This is a genomic window from Paenibacillus sp. FSL H7-0737, from assembly GCF_000758545.1.
Taxonomy (GTDB): Bacteria; Bacillota; Bacilli; order Paenibacillales; family Paenibacillaceae; genus Paenibacillus_AQ.
Genome location: NZ_CP009279.1, coordinates 206,629 through 231,070 on the forward strand (window position 1 = coordinate 206,629; position 24,442 = coordinate 231,070).

At 42.6% G+C, this 24,442-nt stretch carries 23 protein-coding genes and 1 other RNA gene; 17 read left to right on the plus strand and 7 right to left on the minus strand.

The window, feature by feature from the left end; all coding sequences use genetic code 11:
• Positions 1–178: 178 nt before the first annotated feature.
• The 3 genes from smpB (at position 179) to H70737_RS01005 (ending at position 1,816) form a co-directional block, all read left to right on the plus strand.
• A complete protein-coding gene (gene smpB, locus H70737_RS01000; protein WP_042123338.1) occupies positions 179–658 on the plus strand; it encodes an SsrA-binding protein SmpB in 480 nt (159 codons plus the stop codon).
• 198 nt (positions 659–856) lie between these two features.
• Positions 857–1,221: a transfer-messenger RNA gene (ssrA, locus tag H70737_RS30090) on the plus strand.
• A 229-nt stretch (positions 1,222–1,450) separates the two neighbouring features.
• Positions 1,451–1,816 (plus strand): hypothetical protein, encoded by a 366-nt coding sequence (locus tag H70737_RS01005; RefSeq protein WP_042184038.1) that lies wholly within the window; start codon positions 1,451–1,453, stop codon positions 1,814–1,816.
• A 347-nt stretch (positions 1,817–2,163) separates the two neighbouring features.
• Here the strand turns inward: H70737_RS01005 and H70737_RS01010 are convergent, their stop codons facing one another.
• Positions 2,164–2,907, minus strand: coding sequence for an NADPH-dependent oxidoreductase (locus H70737_RS01010; RefSeq protein ID WP_042184040.1), 744 nt, complete (start codon positions 2,905–2,907; stop codon positions 2,164–2,166).
• A gap of 161 nt (positions 2,908–3,068) precedes the next feature.
• Here H70737_RS01010 and H70737_RS30095 point away from each other — a divergent pair, with 161 nt between their 5' ends.
• From H70737_RS30095 to H70737_RS01025, 3 genes are all read left to right on the plus strand, one after another.
• Positions 3,069–3,557 (plus strand): MarR family transcriptional regulator, encoded by a 489-nt coding sequence (locus tag H70737_RS30095; RefSeq protein ID WP_081951000.1) that lies wholly within the window; start codon positions 3,069–3,071, stop codon positions 3,555–3,557.
• A 443-nt stretch (positions 3,558–4,000) separates the two neighbouring features.
• The gene (locus H70737_RS01020; RefSeq protein WP_052404105.1) at positions 4,001–5,308 is read left to right on the plus strand and encodes an aminoacetone oxidase family FAD-binding enzyme; all 1,308 of its coding nucleotides are present in this window, start codon (positions 4,001–4,003) and stop codon (positions 5,306–5,308) included.
• Between the two features lie 31 nt (positions 5,309–5,339).
• Complete coding sequence (locus tag H70737_RS01025) at positions 5,340–6,656, plus strand: BaiN/RdsA family NAD(P)/FAD-dependent oxidoreductase (RefSeq protein ID WP_042184042.1); 1,317 nt, start codon at positions 5,340–5,342, stop codon at positions 6,654–6,656.
• A gap of 142 nt (positions 6,657–6,798) precedes the next feature.
• Here H70737_RS01025 and H70737_RS01030 read toward each other — a convergent pair whose 3' ends face one another.
• Positions 6,799–7,788, minus strand: a complete 990-nt coding sequence (locus H70737_RS01030; RefSeq protein WP_042184044.1) for a zinc-binding dehydrogenase — start codon at positions 7,786–7,788, stop codon at positions 6,799–6,801.
• 128 nt (positions 7,789–7,916) lie between these two features.
• Between H70737_RS01030 and H70737_RS01035 the strand changes: the two genes are divergently transcribed.
• Both H70737_RS01035 and H70737_RS01040 read left to right on the plus strand, forming a co-directional pair.
• Entirely contained in the window at positions 7,917–8,774 is an 858-nt protein-coding gene (locus tag H70737_RS01035) for a LysR family transcriptional regulator (protein ID WP_042184046.1), read from the plus strand.
• An 87-nt stretch (positions 8,775–8,861) separates the two neighbouring features.
• The gene (locus H70737_RS01040) at positions 8,862–10,115 is read left to right on the plus strand and encodes a mechanosensitive ion channel family protein (RefSeq protein WP_042184048.1); all 1,254 of its coding nucleotides are present in this window, start codon (positions 8,862–8,864) and stop codon (positions 10,113–10,115) included.
• 141 nt (positions 10,116–10,256) lie between these two features.
• Here the strand turns inward: H70737_RS01040 and H70737_RS30925 are convergent, their stop codons facing one another.
• Positions 10,257–10,433: a hypothetical protein gene (locus H70737_RS30925; RefSeq protein WP_179085866.1), complete on the minus strand. Its 177-nt coding sequence runs from the start codon at positions 10,431–10,433 to the stop codon at positions 10,257–10,259.
• 335 nt (positions 10,434–10,768) lie between these two features.
• Here H70737_RS30925 and H70737_RS01045 point away from each other — a divergent pair, with 335 nt between their 5' ends.
• From H70737_RS01045 to H70737_RS01065, 5 genes are all read left to right on the plus strand, one after another.
• Entirely contained in the window at positions 10,769–12,910 is a 2,142-nt protein-coding gene (locus tag H70737_RS01045; RefSeq protein WP_042184050.1) for a pectate lyase family protein, read from the plus strand.
• 241 nt (positions 12,911–13,151) lie between these two features.
• Positions 13,152–13,406, plus strand: a complete 255-nt coding sequence (locus tag H70737_RS01050) for a hypothetical protein (protein ID WP_042184053.1) — start codon at positions 13,152–13,154, stop codon at positions 13,404–13,406.
• A 302-nt stretch (positions 13,407–13,708) separates the two neighbouring features.
• Positions 13,709–14,392, plus strand: coding sequence for a Crp/Fnr family transcriptional regulator (locus tag H70737_RS01055; RefSeq protein ID WP_042184055.1), 684 nt, complete (start codon positions 13,709–13,711; stop codon positions 14,390–14,392).
• A gap of 144 nt (positions 14,393–14,536) precedes the next feature.
• A complete protein-coding gene (locus tag H70737_RS01060; protein ID WP_042184057.1) occupies positions 14,537–15,160 on the plus strand; it encodes a hypothetical protein in 624 nt (207 codons plus the stop codon).
• Between the two features lie 12 nt (positions 15,161–15,172).
• Positions 15,173–16,993, plus strand: coding sequence for a cyclic nucleotide-binding domain-containing protein (locus tag H70737_RS01065; protein WP_052404106.1), 1,821 nt, complete (start codon positions 15,173–15,175; stop codon positions 16,991–16,993).
• A 338-nt stretch (positions 16,994–17,331) separates the two neighbouring features.
• Here H70737_RS01065 and H70737_RS01070 read toward each other — a convergent pair whose 3' ends face one another.
• Positions 17,332–17,802: a MarR family winged helix-turn-helix transcriptional regulator gene (locus H70737_RS01070; protein WP_042184059.1), complete on the minus strand. Its 471-nt coding sequence runs from the start codon at positions 17,800–17,802 to the stop codon at positions 17,332–17,334.
• A gap of 261 nt (positions 17,803–18,063) precedes the next feature.
• Between H70737_RS01070 and H70737_RS01075 the strand changes: the two genes are divergently transcribed.
• From H70737_RS01075 to H70737_RS01085, 3 genes are all read left to right on the plus strand, one after another.
• Entirely contained in the window at positions 18,064–19,452 is a 1,389-nt protein-coding gene (locus H70737_RS01075; RefSeq protein ID WP_042184061.1) for an MFS transporter, read from the plus strand.
• 214 nt (positions 19,453–19,666) lie between these two features.
• Positions 19,667–20,554, plus strand: coding sequence for a DMT family transporter (locus tag H70737_RS01080; RefSeq protein ID WP_042184063.1), 888 nt, complete (start codon positions 19,667–19,669; stop codon positions 20,552–20,554).
• Between the two features lie 103 nt (positions 20,555–20,657).
• Positions 20,658–21,314, plus strand: coding sequence for a 2OG-Fe(II) oxygenase (locus H70737_RS01085; protein ID WP_371915751.1), 657 nt, complete (start codon positions 20,658–20,660; stop codon positions 21,312–21,314).
• A gap of 83 nt (positions 21,315–21,397) precedes the next feature.
• On the opposite strand, the gene H70737_RS01090 is transcribed toward H70737_RS01085, so the two are convergent.
• Both H70737_RS01090 and H70737_RS01095 read right to left on the minus strand, forming a co-directional pair.
• Entirely contained in the window at positions 21,398–22,006 is a 609-nt protein-coding gene (locus tag H70737_RS01090; protein ID WP_042184067.1) for a zf-HC2 domain-containing protein, read from the minus strand.
• Positions 22,003–22,485 (minus strand): RNA polymerase sigma factor, encoded by a 483-nt coding sequence (locus H70737_RS01095; protein WP_042184069.1) that lies wholly within the window; start codon positions 22,483–22,485, stop codon positions 22,003–22,005. Before H70737_RS01095 ends, H70737_RS01090 begins: the two co-directional genes overlap by 4 nt.
• A 196-nt stretch (positions 22,486–22,681) precedes the next feature.
• Between H70737_RS01095 and H70737_RS01100 the strand changes: the two genes are divergently transcribed.
• Positions 22,682–23,023, plus strand: a complete 342-nt coding sequence (locus H70737_RS01100) for a nitrous oxide-stimulated promoter family protein (RefSeq protein ID WP_042184071.1) — start codon at positions 22,682–22,684, stop codon at positions 23,021–23,023.
• A 52-nt stretch (positions 23,024–23,075) separates the two neighbouring features.
• Here H70737_RS01100 and H70737_RS01105 read toward each other — a convergent pair whose 3' ends face one another.
• A complete protein-coding gene (locus tag H70737_RS01105; RefSeq protein WP_042184073.1) occupies positions 23,076–24,428 on the minus strand; it encodes a uracil-xanthine permease family protein in 1,353 nt (450 codons plus the stop codon).
• Between the last annotated feature and the right edge of the window lie 14 nt (positions 24,429–24,442).

Below are 24,442 nucleotides of genomic sequence, written 5' to 3' on the forward strand. Positions count from 1 at the left end.
GGGTAAACTTACTGACAACTAGTTGTCAAAATGGCTGAGAAAGGATTACCTGATCCTTCCTTGCGCACAATCGATTCCATTTGTTACAATATAGATCAGACGTTCGATGACTATGTCGTTTAAGATTAGAGAGACATGGTTACTTTAACTTATGAATATGATTCAAGGAGTGATTCTCATGGGTAAAAAAGCAGACGGGAAAGTACTTGCCCAGAACAAAAAAGCTTCCCATGATTATTTTATCGAGGATACTTATGAAGCTGGCTTGGTGCTGACAGGTACAGAGATCAAGTCGCTGCGTAATGGCCGCGCTAATATTGGAGATGCTTTTGCTACGATCCGTAACGGTGAGATTCACATTCACAACATGCATATCAGCCCTTTTGAACAAGGTAATCGTGCTAACCCTACGGACCCGACGCGTACTCGTAAATTGCTGATGCATAAGGAGCAAATTCATAAACTGCTGGGCTTGTCCAAGCGAGATGGATTTACGATTGTGCCACTCAAGGTTTATGTGCGAAATGGCTATGCGAAGCTGTTAATTGGTCTTGGTAAAGGTAAGAAAGAGTACGATAAACGTGACTCTGCTGCTAAGCGTGATGCTCAGCGTGATATCCAGCGTGTATTGCGTGAGAAGCAAAAGATCGCCAGATAATCTAGGAAGAATGTACGATTCAAATGAGTACCAGTTTCCACCTTCAATTCCTTTAACCTACGTGTTAAAGTATTGATAAATGTGATATACTGAGTAAGTAAGATTATTGCTTCGTTACAGACTTCTTGAAGAAGAAGCTGTGGATAGGATCTCTCTTGCTTGGAAGATCCGCTTGATCCGAAGCGCCCTTTTTAATGAGGGGCCGTTCTTGGATTCGACGGGGGTAGTTCGAGCATGAGTAGCGAGTAGTGGGGACGCGTCCGCTTCATCAACGCTAAAGCCTATTAAACGGCAAACAACAAAACAACTACGCTTTCGCAGCCTAAGAAACTGCGCGCGTGCTTCTACCCTGCATCGCCCATGTGACAGGGATAGGGGCTAACAAGTAGTGGGATACGCCGTCTGGTCTCCGCCTGGGGTCAACGGAAGAAGATAATCAGGCTGACCCAACGTATAGCCGGTTACGGGGCGATACTCGGGTGACATCAAAACTGTGACTACACTCGTAGAAGCTTATGTGCCGTTATCTTCGGACAGGGGTTCGACTCCCCTCGGCTCCATAAGAAAAACCCGCTAAAATAGCGGGTTTTTTGCTGTTTAGTGGTTGGATTGCAGACCGAATGTAGACAAGGAGTTATAGGGAACTAAATGTGTTCATTATTGTAGACATGTTGTCTACATCTAAAATTAGATCATTCACTTTGAAGTTATTAATATCTATAAGAGCCCGAACTGATATAAAATTATAGTATTAAGCATCCAAAAACAAAAACATTCGGAGGAATTACTATCATGAGTTTTACTATTGATTATGTTAAAAACAAAAACAGAATTATTGTAACATCGGACGGTATGGATGTTGAGGATGCCCTTGCGTACGCGGAACAATTTCCGAAAGTACTGAAGAAAACTAAGCGAGGGTTTACAGGTATGACTGTAATTACTGGTGGCCTGGTATTTAAGCAAGAAGTGTTGGCAATTCTTGCTCCAACTAGTGAAGATGCTGTGAAAGCTGGAATCTCTACAAAACACAAATGGGTGTATGTTGCGCCTACCTCTTTCTACAAAACGCAAATGCATCGTATGTTTAAAGATATTGCAAACTTGTACGAATCGATAGAAGAAGCTGAAACGTATCTTGATTCTGCAGGGAATTAGCAACTTCTAATAATTAAGAGGGTCCAGCCATCATCTGTAGCGGCAAAGGTACTTCTGCTTATTAACTTATATAATTGCATCACTATACTAAGGAGTTATTCCTATGATCAGTCTCCTTTTTTAACCATAGATCAGTAATTCTTATACGATTCTATAATTATATAACAAGGAAGAACAGTAATCAAAACCGTGACTACACTCGTAGAAGCTTATGTGCCATTATCTTCGGACAGGGGTTCGACCCCCCTCGGCTCCATATGTTAAATCCACAACCGAATCCGGTTGTGGATTTTGCGTTTCAGGGATAAGAAACTATAGGATAAGGTGCTCTTTATACAGAATTCTCACTATTTCAAATCAAATCCTTTGCTTTTTACGTATTCCGTATAACCATCCAACGGCAAATCTTTATCCAGCATGGCGATGAATTTTCCGGACCAGCTTGCCATTTGTTTGTTATTCGTTCGCGCGCCGTAGTACTCCTCGATTTCCCGGTCATATCTTTCGATCTTTGCTTTAAGATCTGGATCATACTTGTTTTGAAAAAATACGGCAGACCGTGGCAACCGTGGCTTTTGCTCTGGAACCTCGTCGGGAACACCTACTGCAAGACCGACCAAAGGAATGACGAAGTCCGGCAGTCCAAGCCATTCGTCCAGTCCAGGCAGGGCCTCGTTAATTCCGCCAATAATCACGGCTCCGAGCCCCATCGATTCGGCCGTCAGATTGGCATTTTGCAGGGCAAGCGCGGCACTCAGCACAGCGGTTTGGTAAAAATACGAGAAGCTCAGGTTACTACCCATTTTTTCTTGTTGGTCCGGGCCGGCGGCCAACATCATCCGATGAAGATCGGCGCAAAAAATAAAAAAGTACCCACATTCCTCAATCGATGGATTTTTCGAATGCACCGCGATCTTCTTCCGAAGTTCCTGATCGGTAACGCCGATGATCGAGAACGGCTGCATATGCGCCGAGGTCGGTGCCATTTGCGCTGCATCGACAATGGCTTCGATTTGCTTGCCAGTCAACGGAATATTTTTAAACTTACGGATGGAGCGATGCTGGCGGATCACTTGCATGACCTCATTCATTAAAATTCCCTCCCAATCGATGGTTTTTGTGGAAGCTGTAAGAAAATTGTGTTTTGCAAAATGGTTTCCATGGAAACGATGATAACAAGAAAAAGATATCTTGTCAAATGGTTTCCGTGGAAACCATGATATAATAAAAAGAAAAAAGGTAGGCTTGCCTTATGCCAGATATGAATGATGATTTGTTTCAGCTCAAAAACCGTATCGAAAAGTCCATATACCGGATCCTCATCAGCGAAACCGACGAGGACCAGGATCGGCTTTGGCTCATAGAGCACATCTCCGACGACCGGCTAAAAAGGCTGCTGCCCCGCCTATCCGTCTCAAGCCTGCACGTTTTGGACGTCATCAATATGCATGAAGGTATTAAAGGGGCTGATATCGCCCGCGATATGGAGATAACGAAAGGCGCCGTCTCCAAAATCACCCGCAAATTGCTGGATTATGACCTGATCCGGAAAACCCAGCTGCCGGACAACCTGAAAGAAATTTATTTCTCCATGACTCCGCTCGGCACCGAATTGGCCGAACTGCATCGGGTATTCCACCAGGAGAAAGATCAAAAGGTGATGGAGCTGTTGACAAGTTTCGATGCAGCGTCGTTGGAAATTGTGGCAGACTTTTTGGAGAAGCTAGCCCGTCTGCGATAGGGCATGGGTGCTCCGATAGGTAACGGTTCTGCATCGCCACGGTTCGGCTCCATATGGAGTATCAGTGAAAGACACCTTGAAGGGTGTCTTTTTTTATGTTTTTCAAAGTATGATCTAGACTATGTGTAATGGTTCAAAAAAATCGCGTATTTTGCTAGGTCCAGTATCTTACGTGTATGGAATTAAAGATTGCAGTGTAGAAAGCATGCTCGTCCCGTAATCAAAGTTGATAAGCTCTGGAAATGCTATTCATTCAGTCTTAGAGTTGTGAAAGTTTTGAAGGCCAAAAAAATTTAAGGTTCTATATAGGGATAAAAAAGGCAAACATAGGATAGGAAGAGTTAATAGGGAGATATAAATGAAAACCAGTATACTTATGCTATAATTTAATAAAGTGACTCTGTGCTTTTAGAAAAATTGGATAAAGGATGCATTGACCAACCATGTATGAGAATCAGACTTCTATGCACCACAAGCTGTTTATTATCGGCGCAGGTGCTGCCGGACTAATGGCCGCCGTTACTGCGCGTGATATGGGTATCGATACTGCCATTCTGGAAGGTAACGACCGGATTGGAAAGAAGATATTAATGACAGGTGATGGCCGCTGCAACATTACAAATGAATCGACTGCAACGGGTACGGATGAAGCAATTGCTTTATCGCGCAAGTATCACAGTAATCAGGCCGGATTTCCACTTGCGGTATTGCAGCAATTTGGCATCCGTCAGACCATAGATTTTTTCTCCTTTCTCGGGCTTCCGCTTACAAGATTGAAGGAGGGCTTAATGTATCCAATGTCGCTGCAGGCAGCAGCGGTGCTGGATATTTTCCAGCTTGCGCTGGAGGATCGGAATGTTCCGGTATACCTCAATAACAAAGTGTTGGATGTTACTGTTTCGAAGAATCATCCGCGCTTCAAGATAAAATGCCAAACGGAGACAGAGGAGGAGGTTGTTTATACTAGCGACTATCTACTTCTATCTGCGGGTGGCCTTGCCGGTCCAAATGCGGGAAAAGAACCTCCTGGGTATACACTTGCCGAACGTCTGGGACACACCCTGATTAAGCCTTTGCCGGCCATTGTGCAATTGAAATTGCAATATCCGAACATGAGGGCACTGTCCACTATCAAATCTCAGGGACAAGCTCATATCATTGTGAACGGTAAAGTCATCTGCAGTGAACAGGGCGAAATTGCCTTCACGGATTATGGTATTACCGGCCCGCCAATTCTTCAGCTAAGCAGGAAGGCTGCGTATCATCTTGCAAGAGGAGAACAGGTAACATTGTCGGTTGATCTGATGCCGGGCCGCACGGAGGAAGAGTTAGTTGAGTTTTTAGAAAGGCTCTGGGAGACCTTTGGACACCGGACTGTGGCGGATTGCCTTGTTGGCATCTTCAATAAGAAGCTTGTTTCTGTCCTACTAAAAGAGACTGGCTTAGATCAACAGCCAGAGCTGCTTTGCCAGGATCTATCGATGAAAACCAAGGGGAAATTTTATCGAATCTTGAAGCGTTGGGAATTTAAAGTGACGGATACCAATGGCTTTACGAATGCGCAAGTGACAGCCGGCGGCATTGATACGTCGGAACTCATCGAAGGAACGCTGGAATCCAAGCTGGTGCCTGGGCTGTATTTGGCTGGCGAAGTGATGGATGTCGACGGAGATTTCGGCGGCTATAACCTGCAATGGGCCTGGAGTTCCGGATATGTGGCCGCGATGGCGCTAGCTAAGTCAATTCAATAAATTTATTAGGAAAAGGGATGCATCAATTAACATGTATAAGGATCAGACTTCTAAGCACCACGAGCTGTTCATTATCGGTGGGGGTGCTGCAGGTCTAATGGCTGCAGTTACAGCGAGGGATCAAGGTATTGATACAGCAATTATTGAAAGCAATGACCGGCTTGGGAAGAAAATAATAACGACGGGTAACGGGCGTTGCAACATTACGAACCAATCCACCGCCACTGGTACGGATGAAGCGGCCGCTTTATCACGCAAGTATCACAGTAATCAGGAAGGATTCCCAATACATGTATTGCGGCAATTCGGTGTCCGCCAAACGATCGAATTTTTCTCCTCGCTCGGGCTTCCTTTTGTAAGCTTGGAGAATGGCCGGATGTATCCGATGTCGCTGCAGGCGGCTTCGGTGCCGGGTGTATTTAAGCTGGCGCTGGAGGATCGGAATGTTCCCGTATATTATAAACATAAAGTGTTGGATGTTACCGTTTCGGCGGGACATCCGCGGTTCGCGATAACCTGCCAGACGGAGACAGAGGAACAGGTTGTGTATACCAGCGACTATCTTTTTCTATGTGCAGGCGGCCTTACCGCTCCCAAAACGGGAACAGACGGCTCCGGTTATACGCTTGTCCAACGTCTGGGGCACACCCTGATCAACCCGGTGCCAGGCATTGTACAATTGAAGCTGGATTATCCGTATTTGAAGGAACTATCGGGCATCAAATTTGAGGGAGAGGCCCATGTTATCGTAAACAATGAAGTCATCCGCACTGAGTCTGGTGAGATTCTTTTTACGGACTATGGTATCTCGGGCCCGCCCATACTTCAGCTCAGCAGAAAGGCTGCGTATAATCTCGGAATAGGAGAATCGGTGACATTGTCGGTTGATTTAATGCCGGAGCGCACGGAGGAAGAGTTAATTGATTTTCTGGAGATCCACTGGGGGATCTTCGGACACCGGACGGTTGCCGATTCTTTTGTGGGTATCGTCAGCAAGAAACTGATTCCAGTTCTGCTGAAGGAGGCTGGAATTGATCAACAGCCGCACTTGCTTTGTATGGATTTATCATGGAAAACCAAGAAAATATTTTATCGAATCTTGAAACGTTGGGAATTTAAAGTGACCGATACCAATAGCTTCACGAATGCACAAACAACAGCCGGTGGCATCGATACGACGGAGCTAATCGAAGGAACGTTAGAATCTAAGTTAGTCCCTGGGCTGTATTTGGCAGGTGAAGTGATGGATGTCGATGGAGATTGCGGCGGCTATAACCTGCAATGGGCCTGGAGCTCCGGCTATGCTGCCGCGATGGCGCTTGCTAAACGACGTGTTAGCGCCACGTAATAGGATAGATGGTTGCTGACTCTTGGCATGTTGCAGTGGAAATACTTGCATGCTCTAGAACACACGGAGGCTAATGGATTTGCCATGCCACGCCTGGGTTCCATATGGAGTAAATAAAAGACACCTTGAGAGGTGTCTTTTTTCAATTAATTCTTATTCCAATATTGCCAGACTGCTGCCCTTGTTGCATTCGCTGAAAGGCTTGAAGGGTGTCTTGTAAAGGATACACACTATCAATGATAGGGCGTATCGAGTGGGATTCCATAAATTCAAGCATCGCAATAAACTCTTCACTGCTTCCCATTGAGGTGCCGATGATACTAATTTGGGGGTAAAATATGGATCGTGCAGCTATTTCCATTCGATCTCCTGAGCTTGCTCCGAACGTAACGATCCGGCCATTTGGCTTAATGATATCAAAGTACTGTTGGAACGTAGCTGGCCCGATACTGTCCAAGATGAGATCCACTGTATCTCCTTTCATACTTTCCTTCCAATCGCTATGACTGTCAAAGGCATGATCTGCCCCATGTGCAAGAGCAACTTGCCTTTTTGTTTCACTTCGTGATGTGACACTGACTCTTGCACCCGCTGCTGAAGCCATAAGCATGGCATAAGTAGCCACACCGCCACCAATACCCGGAATAAGGATATGTTCACCTTGCTGTAAGCGGCCTCTCGTAAACAAAGCCCGATAGGCTGTCAAGGCAGATAAGGGCAACACGCCCGCTTCTTCCCAAGACAAATAAGCTGGCTTGCTGATGGCATTTTGCGCAGGGATGACGATAGACTCGGCAAATGTACCATCTGAAGGGCCGCCCACTATGGCCGGAACGTTCGGGACATCGTGGGTGATTTCCCATCCGATACACGGATTAATGATTACATCGGTACCTACTGTAAGTGATGTTATGCCTTCACCTACCGCTTCAATTATACCCGCCCCATCAGAGCCCATAATCAGGGGAGCATCCTCATTTTTTCGATCCGCTATGAGAAATAAGTCTCGATGATTTAACCCTGCGGTTTTCAGCCTTACTTTTACTTCACCGAAGCCTGGCTGTTTATCAACAACGTCTTCATATGTCAGGCTCTTCAAGCCGTTCATCCCAGCATGTACGATTGCTTTCATCCTAATCCTCCAGTAATTCGTATTTCAATGAATCTATATTGAATTGTACAGAGTGGGAATCATACAGTAAAATGAACAAAACCGATTGTGAGTATCATAAATGATCATACCAAGCAGGTGACATAGAAATGGAAAGCGGAGATTTAAGAATATTTCAGGCTGTGGCTCGAGAGGGGAGCATAACCAAGGCTGCGCAAATGTTGAACTATGTACAGTCTAATGTGACGACTCGAATTCAGTATCTTGAGGCTCAGTTGAAAACACCCCTTTTTCGGAGATCCAATCGAGGAATGACGCTAACTTTGGCTGGAGAGAATTTACTGGGGTATGCGGATAAAATACTGACTCTGATGGACGAGGCTGTGAAAACAACACAATATTCGGACCATCCTGCAGGGCCTCTTCGGATAGGCTCCATTGAAGCGACAGCAGTCATTCATCTGACTCCTCTATTGGCCGAGTATCAATCACGATATCCGGATGTTAATTTATCGCTCACTACGGGTGTGACACATGCGCTCTTACAAAAGGTGTTGGATTACGAGCTTGATGGAGCGTTCGTCTATGGTCCTGTTGATGATCCAGATATAGAACATATCGCGGCCTTTGAAGAAGAGTTGGTGTTGATCTCTGAGTCGGGACATAACGAAATGTATGAGCTACTCATGAAACCGATGTTGTTCTTTGACGTTGGATGTACGCATCGGGCAAAAGCAGAGAGTTTTCTGAGAGGCACTGGCCTGACCACTTATCAGATTATGGAATTTGGCACATTAGCAGTTATTCTAGATGGCGTTTCCTCTGGACTTGGTGTGTCTATGCTGCCACAGTCATCGATTGCCAAGGCGGAAGAACAGGGCATAATCACTTCCCACCGTTTGCCTGAAGAGTATCGAGATTTGCAGGTATGGTTTGTGCATAGACATGACACAATTTACTCAAGCGCGTTAACCAGGTTAATACAATTAGTTGAAACTAGGCAATAATAGTTCACCCGCAACGATCGATACGTCGAATGTTAGTGCTAGACCATTTCATCAAACAATTTAAGTAACACGCAGCAGGAGGAAATGATGAATTTTATAAAAGATCAACTAGCAGGATACGGTGTAAGCGAACAAATGACAGGTTATCTTTCGAATATAATCATGGTCTTATTTATAGCACTACTCTCTGTACTGGCCAATTTAATAGCAAAAAAAATCGTGCTGAAGATAATTATTCATTTCATTAGTAAGGATCGGTATGCATGGGATAATATCGTTTTGGAGAAAAAAGTGTTTCACAAGCTGTCGCATCTCGCGCCAGCCTTCATCATCTATTATTCTGCGTCTATCTTTCCGCTATATCAGGCCTTTATTGAAAAATCCGCCTTAACTTATATGATTATCGTAACTATCACGGTGTTTAATGCACTACTTAATGCCATCGATGCTATTTATCGCTCATTCGAGGTCTCCAAGATTAGACCGATCAAGGGGTACATTCAGGTTGCAAAGATTATTCTATTTATCATTGGTGTTATTGTGGTGATCTCTAACCTCATTGGTCAGAATCCATTGATTATTCTTAGTGGGTTAGGTGCATTATCAGCTGTTTTTATGCTAATTTTCAAAGATTCTATATTGGGCTTGGTGGCAGGTGTTCAATTATCATCTAATGATATGGTGCGTGTAGGTGACTGGATCGAAATGCCTAAATATAATGCGGATGGTGATGTAATTGACATTACATTGAATACGGTAAAGGTTATGAATTTCGATAAAACAATCACCATGATTCCCAGCTACGCCCTTATTTCAGACTCGTTCAAAAACTGGAGGGGTATGCAAGTATCTGGCGGCAGAAGGATTAAACGAAGCGTTCATATCGATACAAGCAGCATATGCTTTTGTACAAAAGAAATGATGGAGGAATTCCAGAAGATTCACTACCTTTCCGATTTTATAAGGGCAAGATTAAATGAAATTAGCATTTATAATATCGAACATCAAATCAATACGGAGAGTAAAGTAAATGGAAGACATCTCACGAATGTTGGTGTATTCAGAGAATATATCCATGAATATCTGAGGAATCATCCTAAAATTCATAAGGATATGACGCTGATCGTCAGACAGCTAGCACCAGAGGATAATGGACTGCCCTTAGAAATCTACGCGTTTAGCAATGATACTAACTGGGTGGTGTATGAATCGGTTCAAGCAGATATCTTTGATCACATTTTTGCAGTTGTACCGATATTTGGGCTTCGTGTCTTCCAAAACCCGACGGGCTATGATATTGCTCGCTTAAAAGAAAGCAAAGAGTATTCGTCTGAATACTGAAGATAAGAATGATTTGCAGGAGAAGGCATTTCTTAATATCAGTAAAAAAGCGACCATCGTGGTCGCTTTTTTACGTTTTTTTCATTTTGGAAAGGATCATAAAACGCGCGATTTATTGGGGTGCGGACATAGCTGAAGACTCTAATGGAAGTTCCCAGATTCATTTTCTGAGAATTTGCCATCGCTGTCATGCAGAGCTTGTTTGCGGCGATCATTACGGGCTTGTTGCTGCTGTTGGGCTTCCAGGCTGTTTACGGGCGTGGCTTCCAGTTCTTTTACTGTGTTGATTAGATTCTTATCTGGTTGATTTGCACTCATTTGAAAGCTCCTCCCTTGATTATCTAATGGTTGTGAATTTTATTATGTGCTGGCTACTGTGTGGTTATTCGTGTTGTATTTTCACAAGAGCACAGGATACATTGCTGAAAGTACGGGTGTATCAATGCTCTGTCCTATAATCATTAACTCAGAATACTGTTAGATGTGAAAAATATGAGGAAATGATTGTATCGGAACTGATTTCTGTTCTGATATGTTGAGGATGTTTTAGTCCCATAAAATGTAATATTTCAGGAGGTGAAAAGGAAACTTTATATCTTCTTGCAAACGGTTACAATTCTATCTGCAACAAATTAGAATCAGGAGGGAATAAAATGAAAAAAAGTATTGCCAAGGTAATCAGTATTGGTGTGTTGTTTTCTCTTGCACTTTCTTTGATAGCAGGTGGATGGACAAATACAGTAGTTCATGCTGCTGGTCTTTCGATAACAGGCAGTGGAGGCTGGAATGAAGCGGCATATGTGGAATGGTCACCTGTAAGTAATGCGACAGGATATAACGTATATGTTAAACAGGCAAGCGCATCAGATTCGGGGTACCAACAGATTGATAATGAATTGATCCGCAAATATTCTTCCTATTGGAGAGCAGATGCTGTAGGGCTTGCAGCTGGAAGTTATGTAATGAAGGTTGAAGCTACCCTGTCAGGGGGAGGAACGGCAAGTGCGGTATCAAATACGTTATCCGTAACGTCATATGATCGATCTGGGTTTGCTTTTTCGGTAAGCTCGCCATTTGGTACGGGTTCTGGCGCTTATAATGAGAATGGAACCCTCAAAAATGGTGCTCAAGTGCTGTATATAACATCTCAGAATGCGAATACCGTAACACTTGATGTGAAAATCAACAGCTCAGGTGCTGTACAAACAGGCGTTGGTCTTGGTAGCATCTTGGCTCTGAGACAAAAGGGTTATGATACAACCCCACTTGCCATCCGAATTATCGGTAAAGTTACAGCCGCTGACCTGAGTGGTCAGCTTAACAGCAGTGGATATCTTGAAGTCAAAGGTAAAAACAATTATTCAGAAATGAATATTACAATCGAAGGTATCGGAAAAGATGCTTATGCATACGGCTGGGGATTGCTGCTTAGATATGTTGGTAATTTGGAAGTAAGAAATCTGGGTGTAATGTTATTTCCTGACGATGGCATTTCAATGGATACAGGCAATGCGAATGTATGGGTGCATAATAATGATATTTTCTATGGATCTGCAGGGAGCGATGCGGACCAAGCCAAAGGTGACGGGTCTACGGACCTCAAAAAAGGATCAACGTATATTACGATCTCGTACAACCATTACTTTGATTCCGGAAAAGCTGCTCTAGTCGGACTTAGTGAGTCGGCAGAATTCTTTGTTACCTTCCACCATAACTGGTTTGATCATTCGGACTCCCGTCATCCGCGGATCAGAGTGGCCTCTGTTCATGTCTATAATAACTTCTATGATGGAGTCTCGAAATATGGTGTCGGCGTTACAACCGGAGCTTCGGCCTTTGTGGAATCCAATGTTTTTAGAAATACTAAAGACCCAATGCTTAGTTCCTTACAGGGTACAGATGCTTTAGGTGAGGGTACGTTCTCGGGTGAAAATGGAGGTGTGATTAAAGCTTATAACAATCTAATTGTTGGTGCTTCAAGTCTTATCTACGCTAACTCCAATACAGGGACAGCTCCTGCTAATGCAACCTCATTTGACGCCTACTTAGCTTCGTCGAGAAATGAAACCGTCCCAAGCTCATACAAAGCATTAAAAGGCGGAACAGCTTATAATAACTTCGATACGAGCATCCAAACTGGAGTGAACGTATCGAATATTGACAACGTAAGCAATGTAGAACAGGTTGTTACGGCAAAAGCCGGACGCCTGAATGGCGGAGACTTCATATGGGCATTTAATGATTCCGTGGATGACGCATCGTATGCACTGAACACAGCACTGATGTCTGCAATCAGAAGCTACACAACGGGGCTTGTCTCTGTAGGGGGCAATTCAAACCCGACGATCCCTTCGCCGACTTCATCAGCAACACCTGTGCCAACAGCGACTCCATCTCCAACAATAGCACCAACAGCAACACCTGTACCGACAACGACACCGACGGCAACGCCAGTGCCAACAGCGGGAGTAACCGTTCATAACTTTACCACTGATGGAACAACGAGCAGCTTCTTCAATATCCAAGGAAATCTCTCAACAAGTAAGGGAAATGTGACATATCAGGGTTTAACCCTAACCCAATGTCTAAAAATCGAGAGTGCAACCAGTATTCAGTTCACAGCTGCTAAAGCTTCAACCCTAACCCTAGTGTTCAATACAGAAGGAACTAGAATCAAAGTGGATGGAACAAATTATCCTATAACGAATGGCATTGCCACTGTCTCCCTTACGGCGGGCGCACATACCATTACGAAGGATAGTACGGCGAATCTGTATTATATGAAGTTGGAATAGATAGTTTTTTTCTAAACCGTGCTTCCATAAACTTTTCAAGCAGCGGTTCGACGTGCCTCAGCTTCAAAAGGATCACAAGAAAAGCGACCTTTAAGGGTCGCTTTTCTTGTGATCTTATTACTTGAATCATGCCGACGCAGCCGTGGTCGGATGCGCTAACGCTGATCTTACGATTGCTAGACAGTTTAGTACGATTTGCTAATATGTACTTAAGTAAATAACTTAATAGAGGAGGAATCCAATGGATAAATACAATATCCATAGCGACTTTGAACCCTACGCGAAGACGACACTTCCATTAAATCCTTTGTTATTACCAATTTTGAATAAACTCATTGCGAGAAGTGTGAATAAATTCAACTCACCTGAAGGTATGAATGTAACGACAGAAGTTATTCCAGGCTATAAAAGCGGGACAGTCGAGATGACGATAATTGAACCTGGGTTGAGGTTGAAGTGTATTATACCAAGGGGACCATTCATGGGTATGATATAGCGGAAAAAAAGTGAAATTGTGCAGGAGAGTGTAGCAAGAAGAATTGAGGCCTTACGAAGAGCTTTTAAGTAGAAAATAAGAGTCAAGCCATGAGCATCCTTTCGATGATCCATGCGTTTGATTCTTTTTTATTTAAATATCCATAAAATGTAAAAATGTCATATGATAATTTGATGACTACAGTCACTATTTATCTTAATTTAAAAGTATTACAATAAAGGATGGTCCTAAAGATTTAACTTTTGCTAGAGTTGAAGCCTAATAGAAATTATAAAATGATACACTGGAGGCTGCTCTTGAAGATGAACCCACAACTGTTACGAGATTTCCCATTCTTCGAACATCTTGATGATGAATATTTAGCTGAAATTGCCAAGTTATGTAGCGAGCGTACTTATATAAAGGGAGAGTCTATCTTTTTTGAAGGTGAAGAGGGAGAGGAACTCTATCTGGTTATATCTGGAGTTGTTCAAATCTATCAAGATAACCACTCAAGGGATGTAATCCTTTCTATTTTTAGAGAAGGTGATTTCTTTGGAGAGATGGCTTTATTGCAAAATGAAAGAGCACGTTCTGCGTCTGCAAGAACCATTGAGAAATCCACCTTATGTATTCTGAAAAAACGCGATTTCATACCCTTATTAAAAAGTAATCCAGAAATATTAATCGGCATTTTGGAAACAGCGTTAGATCGTCTACGTGATGCCAATAAATTAATAACAGACTTGACCGTTATTGACGTGCGTACGCGCATTGCTCGCGTGTTGTTGCGTCTAACAGAACAGCATGGAGTGCCCTCTGATGAGGGTGTTCTAATCGATTTGAAGCTGACGCATCAACACCTGGCGGATATGACAGGAACGGCGCGTGAGACCGTGACAAAATCATTGCTTGGATTACAGGATGAGCAGTTAATACGTATTGATCAGAGGAAAATACTCGTGTGCAACATAGATAGACTTAGAAATATACTTGATGTAATTTGAGTCCGACTATTTGGAAATTGTAATTGGGGTTACAGACCATTAATCACCCAAAATGATATAACAATATTAACAAAGAAAGCGCATATTTGGATTTGTTAATCGCAATGACGCAATGATCATCCATAAATGAAAAGAGGAAATGAAATGAGCGTGAAAAAATTAGTTTTATCTATGTCAGGTACTTTTGTACTGGGGATCATTGTAGGAGGGGCTTTGTTGTATAACAATTCGGTGTATAACTCTGTTAAGGATGCCCTGAATGGAAATGCCACGCAAAATTCGGTAGGTAGCGTTGATATGAGTGGTATGACACAGGTTAACATTCAGGGCATGGATCTTGAAGCAGCAATGATGGCTGTACAGTCGAATCGTGCAAGTATGTTAGAGGATCAGTTGAAAGATCAAATCGCATCCGTACAAGCCAAGAATGAAACAATCTCAAAACTGAATCAATTGCTAGGAGTGATCAATGAAGAGCTAGCGAAGCTTCCTTCAGGTGCCGAGGCCAACGCTGCTGTAAAGCTGGCAGATGACAAGGGGGCCATGTTTACTGCTATGAGTATGGCTATACCGCAAACAAAAGGGCAACTTGAGAATCTGTTGGGACAAATCAAATCACAGATTGATAGTGCAAGTAATAGTCAGCAAATGGACATGCTGCGCCTGCAAAGTCTAACGAATAAACGTAACGAAGCTTTTGATACAATGACAAATTTCATTAAAAAAATGCAAGATTCCAGAAGTAGTGTTATTGGAAATATGCGGTGATGAGTTAAACCTATGATACCAAGTGCTGCAGTAGATTTTCTACGTGATCATCCGTTATTACGAGGTATTCCTGATGATGAGCTACGAAATGTAATTAATGCTATAAAACTTGTGTCTTTAGAGGATGGACAACGACTTCTTATGGAAGAGTCCACCTCTAAGGACTGTTTCATTATATGGCAAGGGAAAGTGCAAGTCACCTCAGTGAACTTAGTTGGAAAGGCGTTGCTCTTAGCTGAACTTGGACCGGGAGAGTTAGTAGGAGAGATTGGTCTTATTCGGAACGTACAAAGATCAGCTAGTGTTACGGCAATCGGGACAGTAGAAGCGTTGCGTCTGGACCGTTCCTCGTTCGAATATTTGGCGAGCCTGAGTCCGCTATTTTATGAGAGTGTGCTTGTGAACATACGGATTCGAATGATCCATAGTATGCTTCGCAAAGCGACAATCTGGTCGGTCATCCCTGATGCTGAACTTCGGGGTCTTGCAGAGATTACGACGATCAAGAAAGTAACGAAGGGCGAAGAGATTATCGTAGAAGGTGCGGTAATGGATCAATTTTTCATGATTAGTAGCGGGAGTATCGAACTTCACGGTCAAAAGCGGCGCAAGACTGTTCTTCGTGAAGGGGATTTTTATGGAGAGACAGAGTTACTAACAGACGCAGCCTCCTTGCACACGTTGATCGCGTTAGAAGATAGTGAACTGCTAATCATGGGTAAGTTAGAATTCTTAACTATACTTGACTATTATGCTCCGGTTCGTCAACAACTCATAGAGGTTCTAAATATACGAACACCCCATATGTTGGAGAAAGCGACCATCGCCTTCGGCGGGGAGTCTGTTGCAGAGGATAATAAATCGCTACCTAAGGCCAAGGACAAGTGGATGGAGCAATTACTCTGGTTGGTCGGTGGATTCCTTGTCTTATCCTTCTTGGCACTGTTCCTTCATAGCCAATGGTGGAAGATCGCCGCCTTAATTGTTGGAGGTGTGGTGGGTCCCCTAGCATTCGTAGCTTTTGTGAGAAATCAGCAGTTAATAGGCTTTCGTCAGAGGAGGCTTGGTTTAGTTTTTGTGTCTACCGCCATTGTTGCTATCCCTCTGGCTTGGTATTTAGAGCGGATTTGGCTTTTTGAAGTCAAAGCAAGTTCCTTTGACTTTTCGCAGTTTTACGTGCCTTTGTCTGTAGCTCTAATAGAAGAAACTGCAAAATTATTAGTCTGTGTGATGCTCGTTCGAACGCGAAAAATCCATTTTCTGATGGATGCAGTGGTGTTTGGTGCCGCAGCAGGAATGGGATTCGCTGCAGTGGAAAGTATTATTTATGGATGGGTGCATATAGACGAAGCCTCTTCACTTGGGATGCTCGCCGTCCTATGGATGAGAGCATTATTATCGCCATTCGGTCATGGAACATGGACTGCGATTGCAACTGTGGGTATCTGGTATGCAAGCAGTATGCATAAGCACTCGAATTTGGGGGACGGTAGACCGTGGACGAGAGGGCTACGTGCAATGGGGATGTTTTTGGCAGCAGTCGTGATGCATGCACTATGGAATTATCACTTTGAATCGGGTCTGATGAAGGCGGGGGCTATGGCTGTAGTCGGGTTTATAGGACTCTATTTATTATTCTCACTTATTCGTAGGGGAAGAAAAGAGGAGTTCCATGCATTGAATATGTTGAATCCAACCACGCATGAGGCGATAAGGCATGACGATCAAGTGAAGCCCATGACGCAGGAGCTTTACTGTGAAGGCTGCGGGTCATTGTCTCCTCAGGGTACCCGCTATTGTGCACGCTGTGGCCAAGCATTAAGGGTTAAATGATAATTAACTCTGACATAGATCCAAAAGCTCCATTCCTAGAGGAACGGAGCTTTTTTACGTGTTTATTTAGAAGCATGTGAAGGATTGGATGGATTGCAAGCTCAATCCAGTGTAGACCCGAAATATTCCACTTCACTGAAACCCCGCAACCGAGGTGCGTCCTACGAAACCGGGTAAAACCAGAATATTCACGAGCTAAACGTACGTATTCCGAAACAAACAATCAGCAATTGCTCCCGGATCGACAGCCAAGGGTGAAACCGCAGATTGCTGAGGGATGAATTCCGGGGGAGGTGAGCTGGGTGCCGTGAGTTCCTGTTCCTCGATGTGGCTGCGACTCACTTAGCTTCTTCACATAAATCGGAGATTGCTATGTTTTTGGTTAGTTGCAATAGAAGGTCATAGAATTGCTTTCTTTGCTCCATTGAAAGATTCTCCAGCATGTTGTCAGCGACTGTATCCTGGAAAGTAAGAACTTCCTCAATAGTGGATTGTGCAAGCTCCGTAAGCTGGATCAGTGTAGCTCGACGGTCGGTTGGATCAGGAATTCGAACGAGGAGCTTATCCTGCTCAAGTGCATCAACAAAATCGGTAACGGTGCGTGCTTTGATCCCTAACTTAACAGCTAACTCATTCATACGGATATTGCCTGTTTCGGCAACGACTGAAAGCAGACGTAACCTGGGACCGGAGAGATGATAAGGCGTATTAAGCGCTAATAACTGGGATTGAAATTCTGTTTTAATGTAGTTGGTTGATCTCATTAATATGTGAATGACGTCTATCGCCTTGGGATGATCTGTGTTCATGGATGTAGTGCCTCCTTGACTTTATTGTCAATTTTTCATTTTCAATTCTTGGCAACGTGAATATGTGTGCACTCTTAATGAGTACACTCTTTATATTATACTCTTATAAGGCGTATCCAGCTATAGTTCCATGTAAAGGATATAACTTGACAGGTGAGAAAATAATGAGTATCCTCAGTAATGTATAATACTGAGGATACTCATTATTTATCTTTTTACTTATAGTTCATTATGAATTTAATCAGAAAAGAGGTTTAGATCATGACGGATACATCATCACAAAATGCAGATAAGCTGCTGAAAATACTTGTAGTTACCTTAATATTCTCGGTTATGAACGGTACGATGTTCAATGTAGCTCTCCCTGAGATCGGCAAAGAGTTTAATCTCGTTCCATCGCAGGTTAGTTGGATTATGACCAGTTATATGGTGGTTTACGCGGTAGGTTCTATCGTCATGGGGAAATTGGCGGATAAGTATCGGTTGAAGGATTTGTTAACGTATGGACTGCTTATATTCGCTCTCGGTTCATTAATAGGTCTGCTTGCTAGTGAGTTTTGGATTATTATTCTGGGCCGTGTAATTCAAGCTGCCGGTGCTTCCGTTCTTCCTGCAACAGCAATGATCATTCCGATCCGATATTTTGCTCCAGAGAAGAGGGGGAGAGCACTTGGGACTTCTGCGGTTGGGTTAGCGCTTGGTAATGCTTTGGGACCGGTCGCTGCAGGCCTTATCACCAGCTTTGGAAGCTGGAGACTCATGTTCGTCCTTTCCTTGCTTCCGCTACTGACGCTTCCTTTCTTCCGAAAGTATTTAGATAATGCGAGAGGGAAGGCAGGAAGTATTGATGTCCTTGGTGGCGGGTTACTAGCTGCAGCAGTTGCAATCTTCTTGCTTGCCATCACACAGATGCAAGTATGGCTGTTCCTTGTAGGACTTGTTTTGTTAGCCTTATTCATCATTCGGATTCGGAAAGCAGTCGAGCCCTTTATTAAACCTGTTTTGTTCCGTAACAAAACCTATTCAATCGGGTTACTGCTTGCCTTTACGACGACAGCTATGAGCTTTAGCATGACATTCATGACACCGCAATTTCTAGCGACAGTGAATGGTTTGTCCCCTTCGACCATTGGGTTCGTGTTAGTACCAGCTGCTATTGCTTCGGCTATCATGGGACGCAAGGGTGGCAGGTTGGCTGATGATCGCGGTAATTTCGCACTTGTGTTCGTCGCTTCAGTATTATTATTTCTTGCTTTCTCCCTACTCTCTACTTTTATTGGATTATCGGCATATTTCATTGCCATCATTTTAATATTAGGGAACGTGGGCCAGACTTTCATGCAAATCTCGATGTCCAATACGATTTCGCGGACGCTGCCAAAAGAGGAAACAGGAGTGGGTATGGGACTACTCTCCATGATCAATTTTATCTCTGGCGCGATGGCCATGAGTGTAGTCGGGAAAATGCTCGACAAGGGTACTGCTGTTGTGCAGTTCAATCCTTTGAATACTAACGCTACTGCTCATGTGTATAGTAATATTTTTCTCGTCATGTCCCTAGTGATTATTGCGGTAGTTGTGATTTACCGTTATCAGTTTGGTACGGGTGCTCCCGGGTCGATGAGTATTAAGAAAAAAATGGAGGTTTAAGTATGCCGCATTCAGCGCCTTATGGATATTATTCCCTCTATAAATTCAGCGCATGAAAAACCCATGGAGGTTATAATAGATACAAAGAAGAACCGATGTTTGCTAACCAACAGTACAATAGACCCCGTATCTTACGATGGGTGGGGTCTATTTTTTTTGGCGTAAGGCTGTAATGGGAAAATTGTGGAGTCGGTATTATTGAAAGGTGATTTAAATGTTAAAAGCTTATGGTTGGCTCACTTTTTGTGTAGTCGTATGGGGCAGTAATTTTGTGTTTGGAAAGATCTTAGTTGAGGACTTCTCCCCCGGTCTATTAACTTCACTGAGACTTTTATTTATAGTGTTATGTCTAGTAGGAATAACGGCTTACAAAAAGAATTTTAAGCTGGTGAGTAAATCGGATGTATTCCTAATCTTATCTCTAGGTGTTATTGGTGTGTTTATTAATCAATGGTCCTTTTTTAAAGGGCTGCAAACAGCTGATCCAACAACATCTGCAATCATTTTAGCTATGACTCCTATTTTAACGGGTTTATTAGCGGCAGTTTTTTTAAAGGAAAGATTAACGATCCGTATGTTGATGGGGTCTATTCTAGCGATCATAGGCATTTATTTTGTCGTTGTAAAAGGGGGATCCTCCTCTTTGCATTTTGATAAAGGACTACTGTGGATTGTTGTAACGATGATAACCTTCTCCATTATGATTATTATGACTAGGGTACTCTCACAAAGAATAGATCCGTTCACGATTACTTTATATTCGAATCTGGTGGGCTTTATTGTATCGATCCCATTTGCCTTCTCGTTAGATACACCTTTACGAATGAGCTCGAATATTACGGATTGGGCTCTGCTGATCGGAACCGCTGTTGTTGTACATGGTGTAGCTACACTGGTTTGGAATAACAATATTCGCCATGTTGATGCTTCAAAAGCGTCTGTATTATCTAATTTAGAGCCTTTTGTAGCCATGCTTATGGGATTAATATTATTGTCCAAACCTATTACAGGTGTAGAAATATTAGGGTCTTTGTTTATTTTAGTAGGAGTTATGCTATCTACGTATCAACGAAAAATGCGATATAAGCGTACATTAGGCTGATTTTATGAGTCTTTAGATGTTCTGAAGTTAATCAAGCAAATGAAACCATTTTATGGTATGTTTTTTGCGATGGATGTTATAACTTGGGAGCTGCATAAGGATGATAGGGAATACGACAGGGAATGCGACAGACAAAGAACGGACGATATTTGATCATGCTGGAAATACGATTAAGACAGAAGATCGAGAGATTCGAATTCTTGCCAAGTATGAGGAACCGTTGGTTGTCTTGTTAGGAAATGTGCTTAGCGATGAGGAGTGTAATGAGTTAATTGAATATTCTAGGCAACGATTGCAACGTTCAAGAATTGGTGAAGACCATGCTGTCAATCCGATTAGAACGAGCAGTGGTGTGTTCTGTGAGGAGAATGAGACGGTTACAAGAATCGAGAAACGATTCTCTCAAATTATGAATATTCCTATCGAGCATGGTGATGGCTTGCAAGTTCTGCTGTATATCCCTGGCCAAGAGTATTTACCCCATCATGATTTCTTCACTCAAACGAGTCGAGCAAGTAGCAATAATCGAATTAGTACGCTCGTGATGTATTTGAATGATGTGGAGGAAGGTGGAGAAACAGCTTTCCCTATGCTTAATTTAACAGTGAGTCCTAACAAAGGTATGGCGGTCTACTTCGAATATTTTTACGATAATCATGAATTAAACGAGTCCACCTTGCATGCAGGTACGCCAGTGATCAAAGGCGAAAAGTGGGTTGCAACGATGTGGATGAGAAGACAAGTCCTTCGCTCATCATAGAGGTATGAACAGATACTAAGTTCCACATGGAGTATCAGTAAAGACACCTTAAAAGGTGTCTTTTTTCATTTTAACGGCAATGTCTACTCCACCAAAACGCCATTAATGAACGTCATAGTTTTATCTTTGAATTCAAGGATAAATTTGTTTGGAAAATCCAGATCGGTTTGAATCTCCGTCCCCAACATAACTTTTTTTCCTACATCATCAAAGGGATTGTGAATCAAGCCTCTAGGGGTATACCTAGTTTCGGAACCGATCACATTATTATTTTCATCGCGGATAAATTTAGTTTTTCCTGAGAACACCAAGTCCTTGCCGTTTTGCAAAGTCAGATGAACCTCCAAATGAGTCTTTGTCTTCTGATAATCGATGGTCACATCTTTAGAGGACACAGGGAAGCCAATCACAAAAAGTCCAATAAGAGCTGCAGCCAGTATGATTACCGATAAGATGGAAAGGACGATTACCTTTATGTTTTTTGATTTCACCTTTTTAAAATAATTAAGATTGTTAACTTCTTCTTTATCAACAATAGGCACGTTTAGATTTGCTGTTGCGGTCATTTCATTATATGACTGAAGGCAGCTTTCGCAGGTTTGCAGATGTTTTTCAATCTCTTCGTTGCTATGTAAAGAGGTTAGCTTTTCGATATAGGAGGGCAATAAATCCTGAATGATCTCGCATTTCATGAAGATCTTCCTTTCATTAATTTTTGTTTTCCACGGTAAAAGGTAACTCTTGCCCAGGTTTCATCCCTTCCGAGAATTTCGCCAATTTCCCGAAAGCTGAATTCTCCGGTCAAACGCAGATACAATACTTCCTTGGTATTTGGATCAAGTAAATGAAGCTGTTTAAATAACTCCATTTTGTCTTGAGCTAAAATGAACTCAGTTTCTGTTGAATTTGCGTTAGAAAAAGGAGGGTCTTCTAATTCACAAGTCTTCCTTTTGTTCTGCTTGTCCAGTTCCTGATACCACACATGCTTAGCAATCTGACAAAGCCATACATATACTTTGCAGGTTCCATCGTATTTGTGTATGGACTTTATAGCTCTATAAAAGGTTTCTTGGGTGATTTCTTCTGCCAGTAAGTGATTATGACAAAAACTAAATACGAATTTATATACTTGGGTTGAATATTCCCTGTATAATTCCTCGTTGTCCTGCATCCGTTCACCTCCTCACTTTATATATCCGTAAAAAGCTATAAACGTTACAGCCTTTCTAAAATAATTATGAGTATAACGAAATAACGCCTCGGGTGTGTAGTATGATAAAAATCCTTAGAAATGTAAAAAAAGAATGACTGCTTTTCCTCTATAATTAGATGAGATCTTATTGTACAAGTTACAAGGGGGCTCATAAATGACAATAAAGGTGAACCGAAAGTTAAATGAAGGTCCTAAAATTCAAAAAGAACAAGATATTGTCACGAAAATGATTCGTATATATTGTAAGAAAAAACATCACCATAAGGGGCTTTGCAACGAATGTCAGGATCTAAACGACTATGCTCTGAAGAGGTTAGCTTATTGTAAGTTCGGGGAAGTGAAAACGGCTTGTGCTAAATGCCCTATTCATTGTTATAAACCGGAGTATCGTCAAAGAATAAAAGGGGTTATGCGTTTTTCAGGTCCATGGATGTTACTGTATCATCCCATTGAGTCAATTAGGCATATTCCATTACCCAATAAGCTGAGGAAATAAGTAAAAAACGGACATCATTTGATGCCCGTTTTAAGATCTAGCATTTTACGTTCTATTTTCCACTTGGCAGTAGTTTATTCAATAAGATCGCTGCCAATGAAGCCGCTAGGATAGGTGAGCCCAATAAATATTGCACGAATGAAGGCAAGGAATGCAAGTAGTCGCCAGGAATGAGTACCAAAGCTAACGTGATAATCATCGGTATTGCGATAATATACATTTCTTTCTCGCCAATCGTTACGTTCTTCATTACCTGTACACCATTAATTGCAATGATCCCGCAGACGATAGCGAAGACGCCGCCGATTACAGCGGATGGAATGGAAGAGATCAGAGCAGCTAATTTACCAGAACAACCGAAGAGGACAAACCATCCTCCTACTGCGAGGAAAACCCGGCGGGAGGCAACACCTGTGATGGAGATAATGCCCGCATTGGTAGAATAGCCTGTTACAGGTGTTGAACCGAGTGCAGAAGCAATAAGACAGCCAATCCCCTCACCGATAACCCCTTTATTAATATGTTCGTCTGTTAAAGGTTTATTGATTACGTTGCTGACAGCAAACCAGGTACCTGTTGTTTCAGCTAGCAGTACGAGATAAATAATAACCATGGTGATAATAGCCGAAAAGTTGAACGAGAATCCGAAATCTACAAAAGCGATACGAGGCATGCTAAACCAGTTCGCTTTGCTAATCGCTGAGAAATCTAACACACCCATCAAGTTAGCAGAGATACATCCAACTACTAACGCCATCATGACGGAAATAATTCGGAAGATCGATCCTTTATTACGGAACATAGAACCGAGAATCACGAATAAAAGGAGTGTACCTGCTGAAATAAGGGCTAACAAAACGTTCTGATTGATTGAAGCGCCTGAAGCTCCATAGATATTGTCTCTTATAGCAACAGGTAATAAAGAAAGACCAACTATGAATATGATCGTACCACCTACAATGGGTGGGATAAAGTTCTTAACGATTTTATTAAAGATCCCGACATAGCCCAAAATAATAACTAGAACCGCACCGATTAAGCTGGCACCTAACACGGAACTCCAACCCAGCTCCCCGCCGCCACTAGCGGCATAAATACTGACAATCGCACCAAGCGGAACATAAGATGGACCTTGCGCGATAGGAAGCTTCATACAGAAATAAGTCTGCACAATCGTTGCAAGTCCAGCAGCAATAAAGGTAGATTGAATCAACGCGCTTGACTGATTCGGTTGTAAGCCGATTAACATTGCAATCAGGAAAGGAACCACATAAACGTCCATTGCCAATACATGTTGAAAGCCTAGGATGATGGATTTACCGAAGGAAACTTTTTCATCGGGTAGAACGGTTAATAGTTGTGACTTCAATGGCGCTTGATCTTGTACGTTTGCTTGTGTTTCCACTCAGATGCCCACCT

Coding starts and splice junctions, on each gene's coding strand:
- H70737_RS30925 (WP_179085866.1), bottom strand. CDS start 10,433: ATGAGTGCAAATCAACCAGATAAGAATCTAATCAACACAGTAAAAGAA.
- H70737_RS01070 (WP_042184059.1), bottom strand. CDS start 17,802: ATGAACACAGATCATCCCAAGGCGATAGACGTCATTCACATATTAATG.
- H70737_RS01020 (WP_052404105.1), top strand. CDS start 4,001: ATGTATGAGAATCAGACTTCTATGCACCACAAGCTGTTTATTATCGGC.
- H70737_RS01035 (WP_042184046.1), top strand. CDS start 7,917: ATGGAAAGCGGAGATTTAAGAATATTTCAGGCTGTGGCTCGAGAGGGG.
- H70737_RS01055 (WP_042184055.1), top strand. CDS start 13,709: ATGAACCCACAACTGTTACGAGATTTCCCATTCTTCGAACATCTTGAT.
- H70737_RS30095 (WP_081951000.1), top strand. CDS start 3,069: ATGCCAGATATGAATGATGATTTGTTTCAGCTCAAAAACCGTATCGAA.
- H70737_RS01065 (WP_052404106.1), top strand. CDS start 15,173: ATGATACCAAGTGCTGCAGTAGATTTTCTACGTGATCATCCGTTATTA.
- H70737_RS01045 (WP_042184050.1), top strand. CDS start 10,769: ATGAAAAAAAGTATTGCCAAGGTAATCAGTATTGGTGTGTTGTTTTCT.
- H70737_RS01080 (WP_042184063.1), top strand. CDS start 19,667: ATGTTAAAAGCTTATGGTTGGCTCACTTTTTGTGTAGTCGTATGGGGC.
- H70737_RS01040 (WP_042184048.1), top strand. CDS start 8,862: ATGAATTTTATAAAAGATCAACTAGCAGGATACGGTGTAAGCGAACAA.
- H70737_RS01005 (WP_042184038.1), top strand. CDS start 1,451: ATGAGTTTTACTATTGATTATGTTAAAAACAAAAACAGAATTATTGTA.
- H70737_RS01095 (WP_042184069.1), bottom strand. CDS start 22,485: ATGCAGGACAACGAGGAATTATACAGGGAATATTCAACCCAAGTATAT.
- H70737_RS01030 (WP_042184044.1), bottom strand. CDS start 7,788: ATGAAAGCAATCGTACATGCTGGGATGAACGGCTTGAAGAGCCTGACA.
- smpB (WP_042123338.1), top strand. CDS start 179: ATGGGTAAAAAAGCAGACGGGAAAGTACTTGCCCAGAACAAAAAAGCT.
- H70737_RS01025 (WP_042184042.1), top strand. CDS start 5,340: ATGTATAAGGATCAGACTTCTAAGCACCACGAGCTGTTCATTATCGGT.
- H70737_RS01090 (WP_042184067.1), bottom strand. CDS start 22,006: ATGAAATGCGAGATCATTCAGGATTTATTGCCCTCCTATATCGAAAAG.
- H70737_RS01100 (WP_042184071.1), top strand. CDS start 22,682: ATGACAATAAAGGTGAACCGAAAGTTAAATGAAGGTCCTAAAATTCAA.
- H70737_RS01075 (WP_042184061.1), top strand. CDS start 18,064: ATGACGGATACATCATCACAAAATGCAGATAAGCTGCTGAAAATACTT.
- H70737_RS01060 (WP_042184057.1), top strand. CDS start 14,537: ATGAGCGTGAAAAAATTAGTTTTATCTATGTCAGGTACTTTTGTACTG.
- H70737_RS01050 (WP_042184053.1), top strand. CDS start 13,152: ATGGATAAATACAATATCCATAGCGACTTTGAACCCTACGCGAAGACG.
- H70737_RS01010 (WP_042184040.1), bottom strand. CDS start 2,907: ATGAATGAGGTCATGCAAGTGATCCGCCAGCATCGCTCCATCCGTAAG.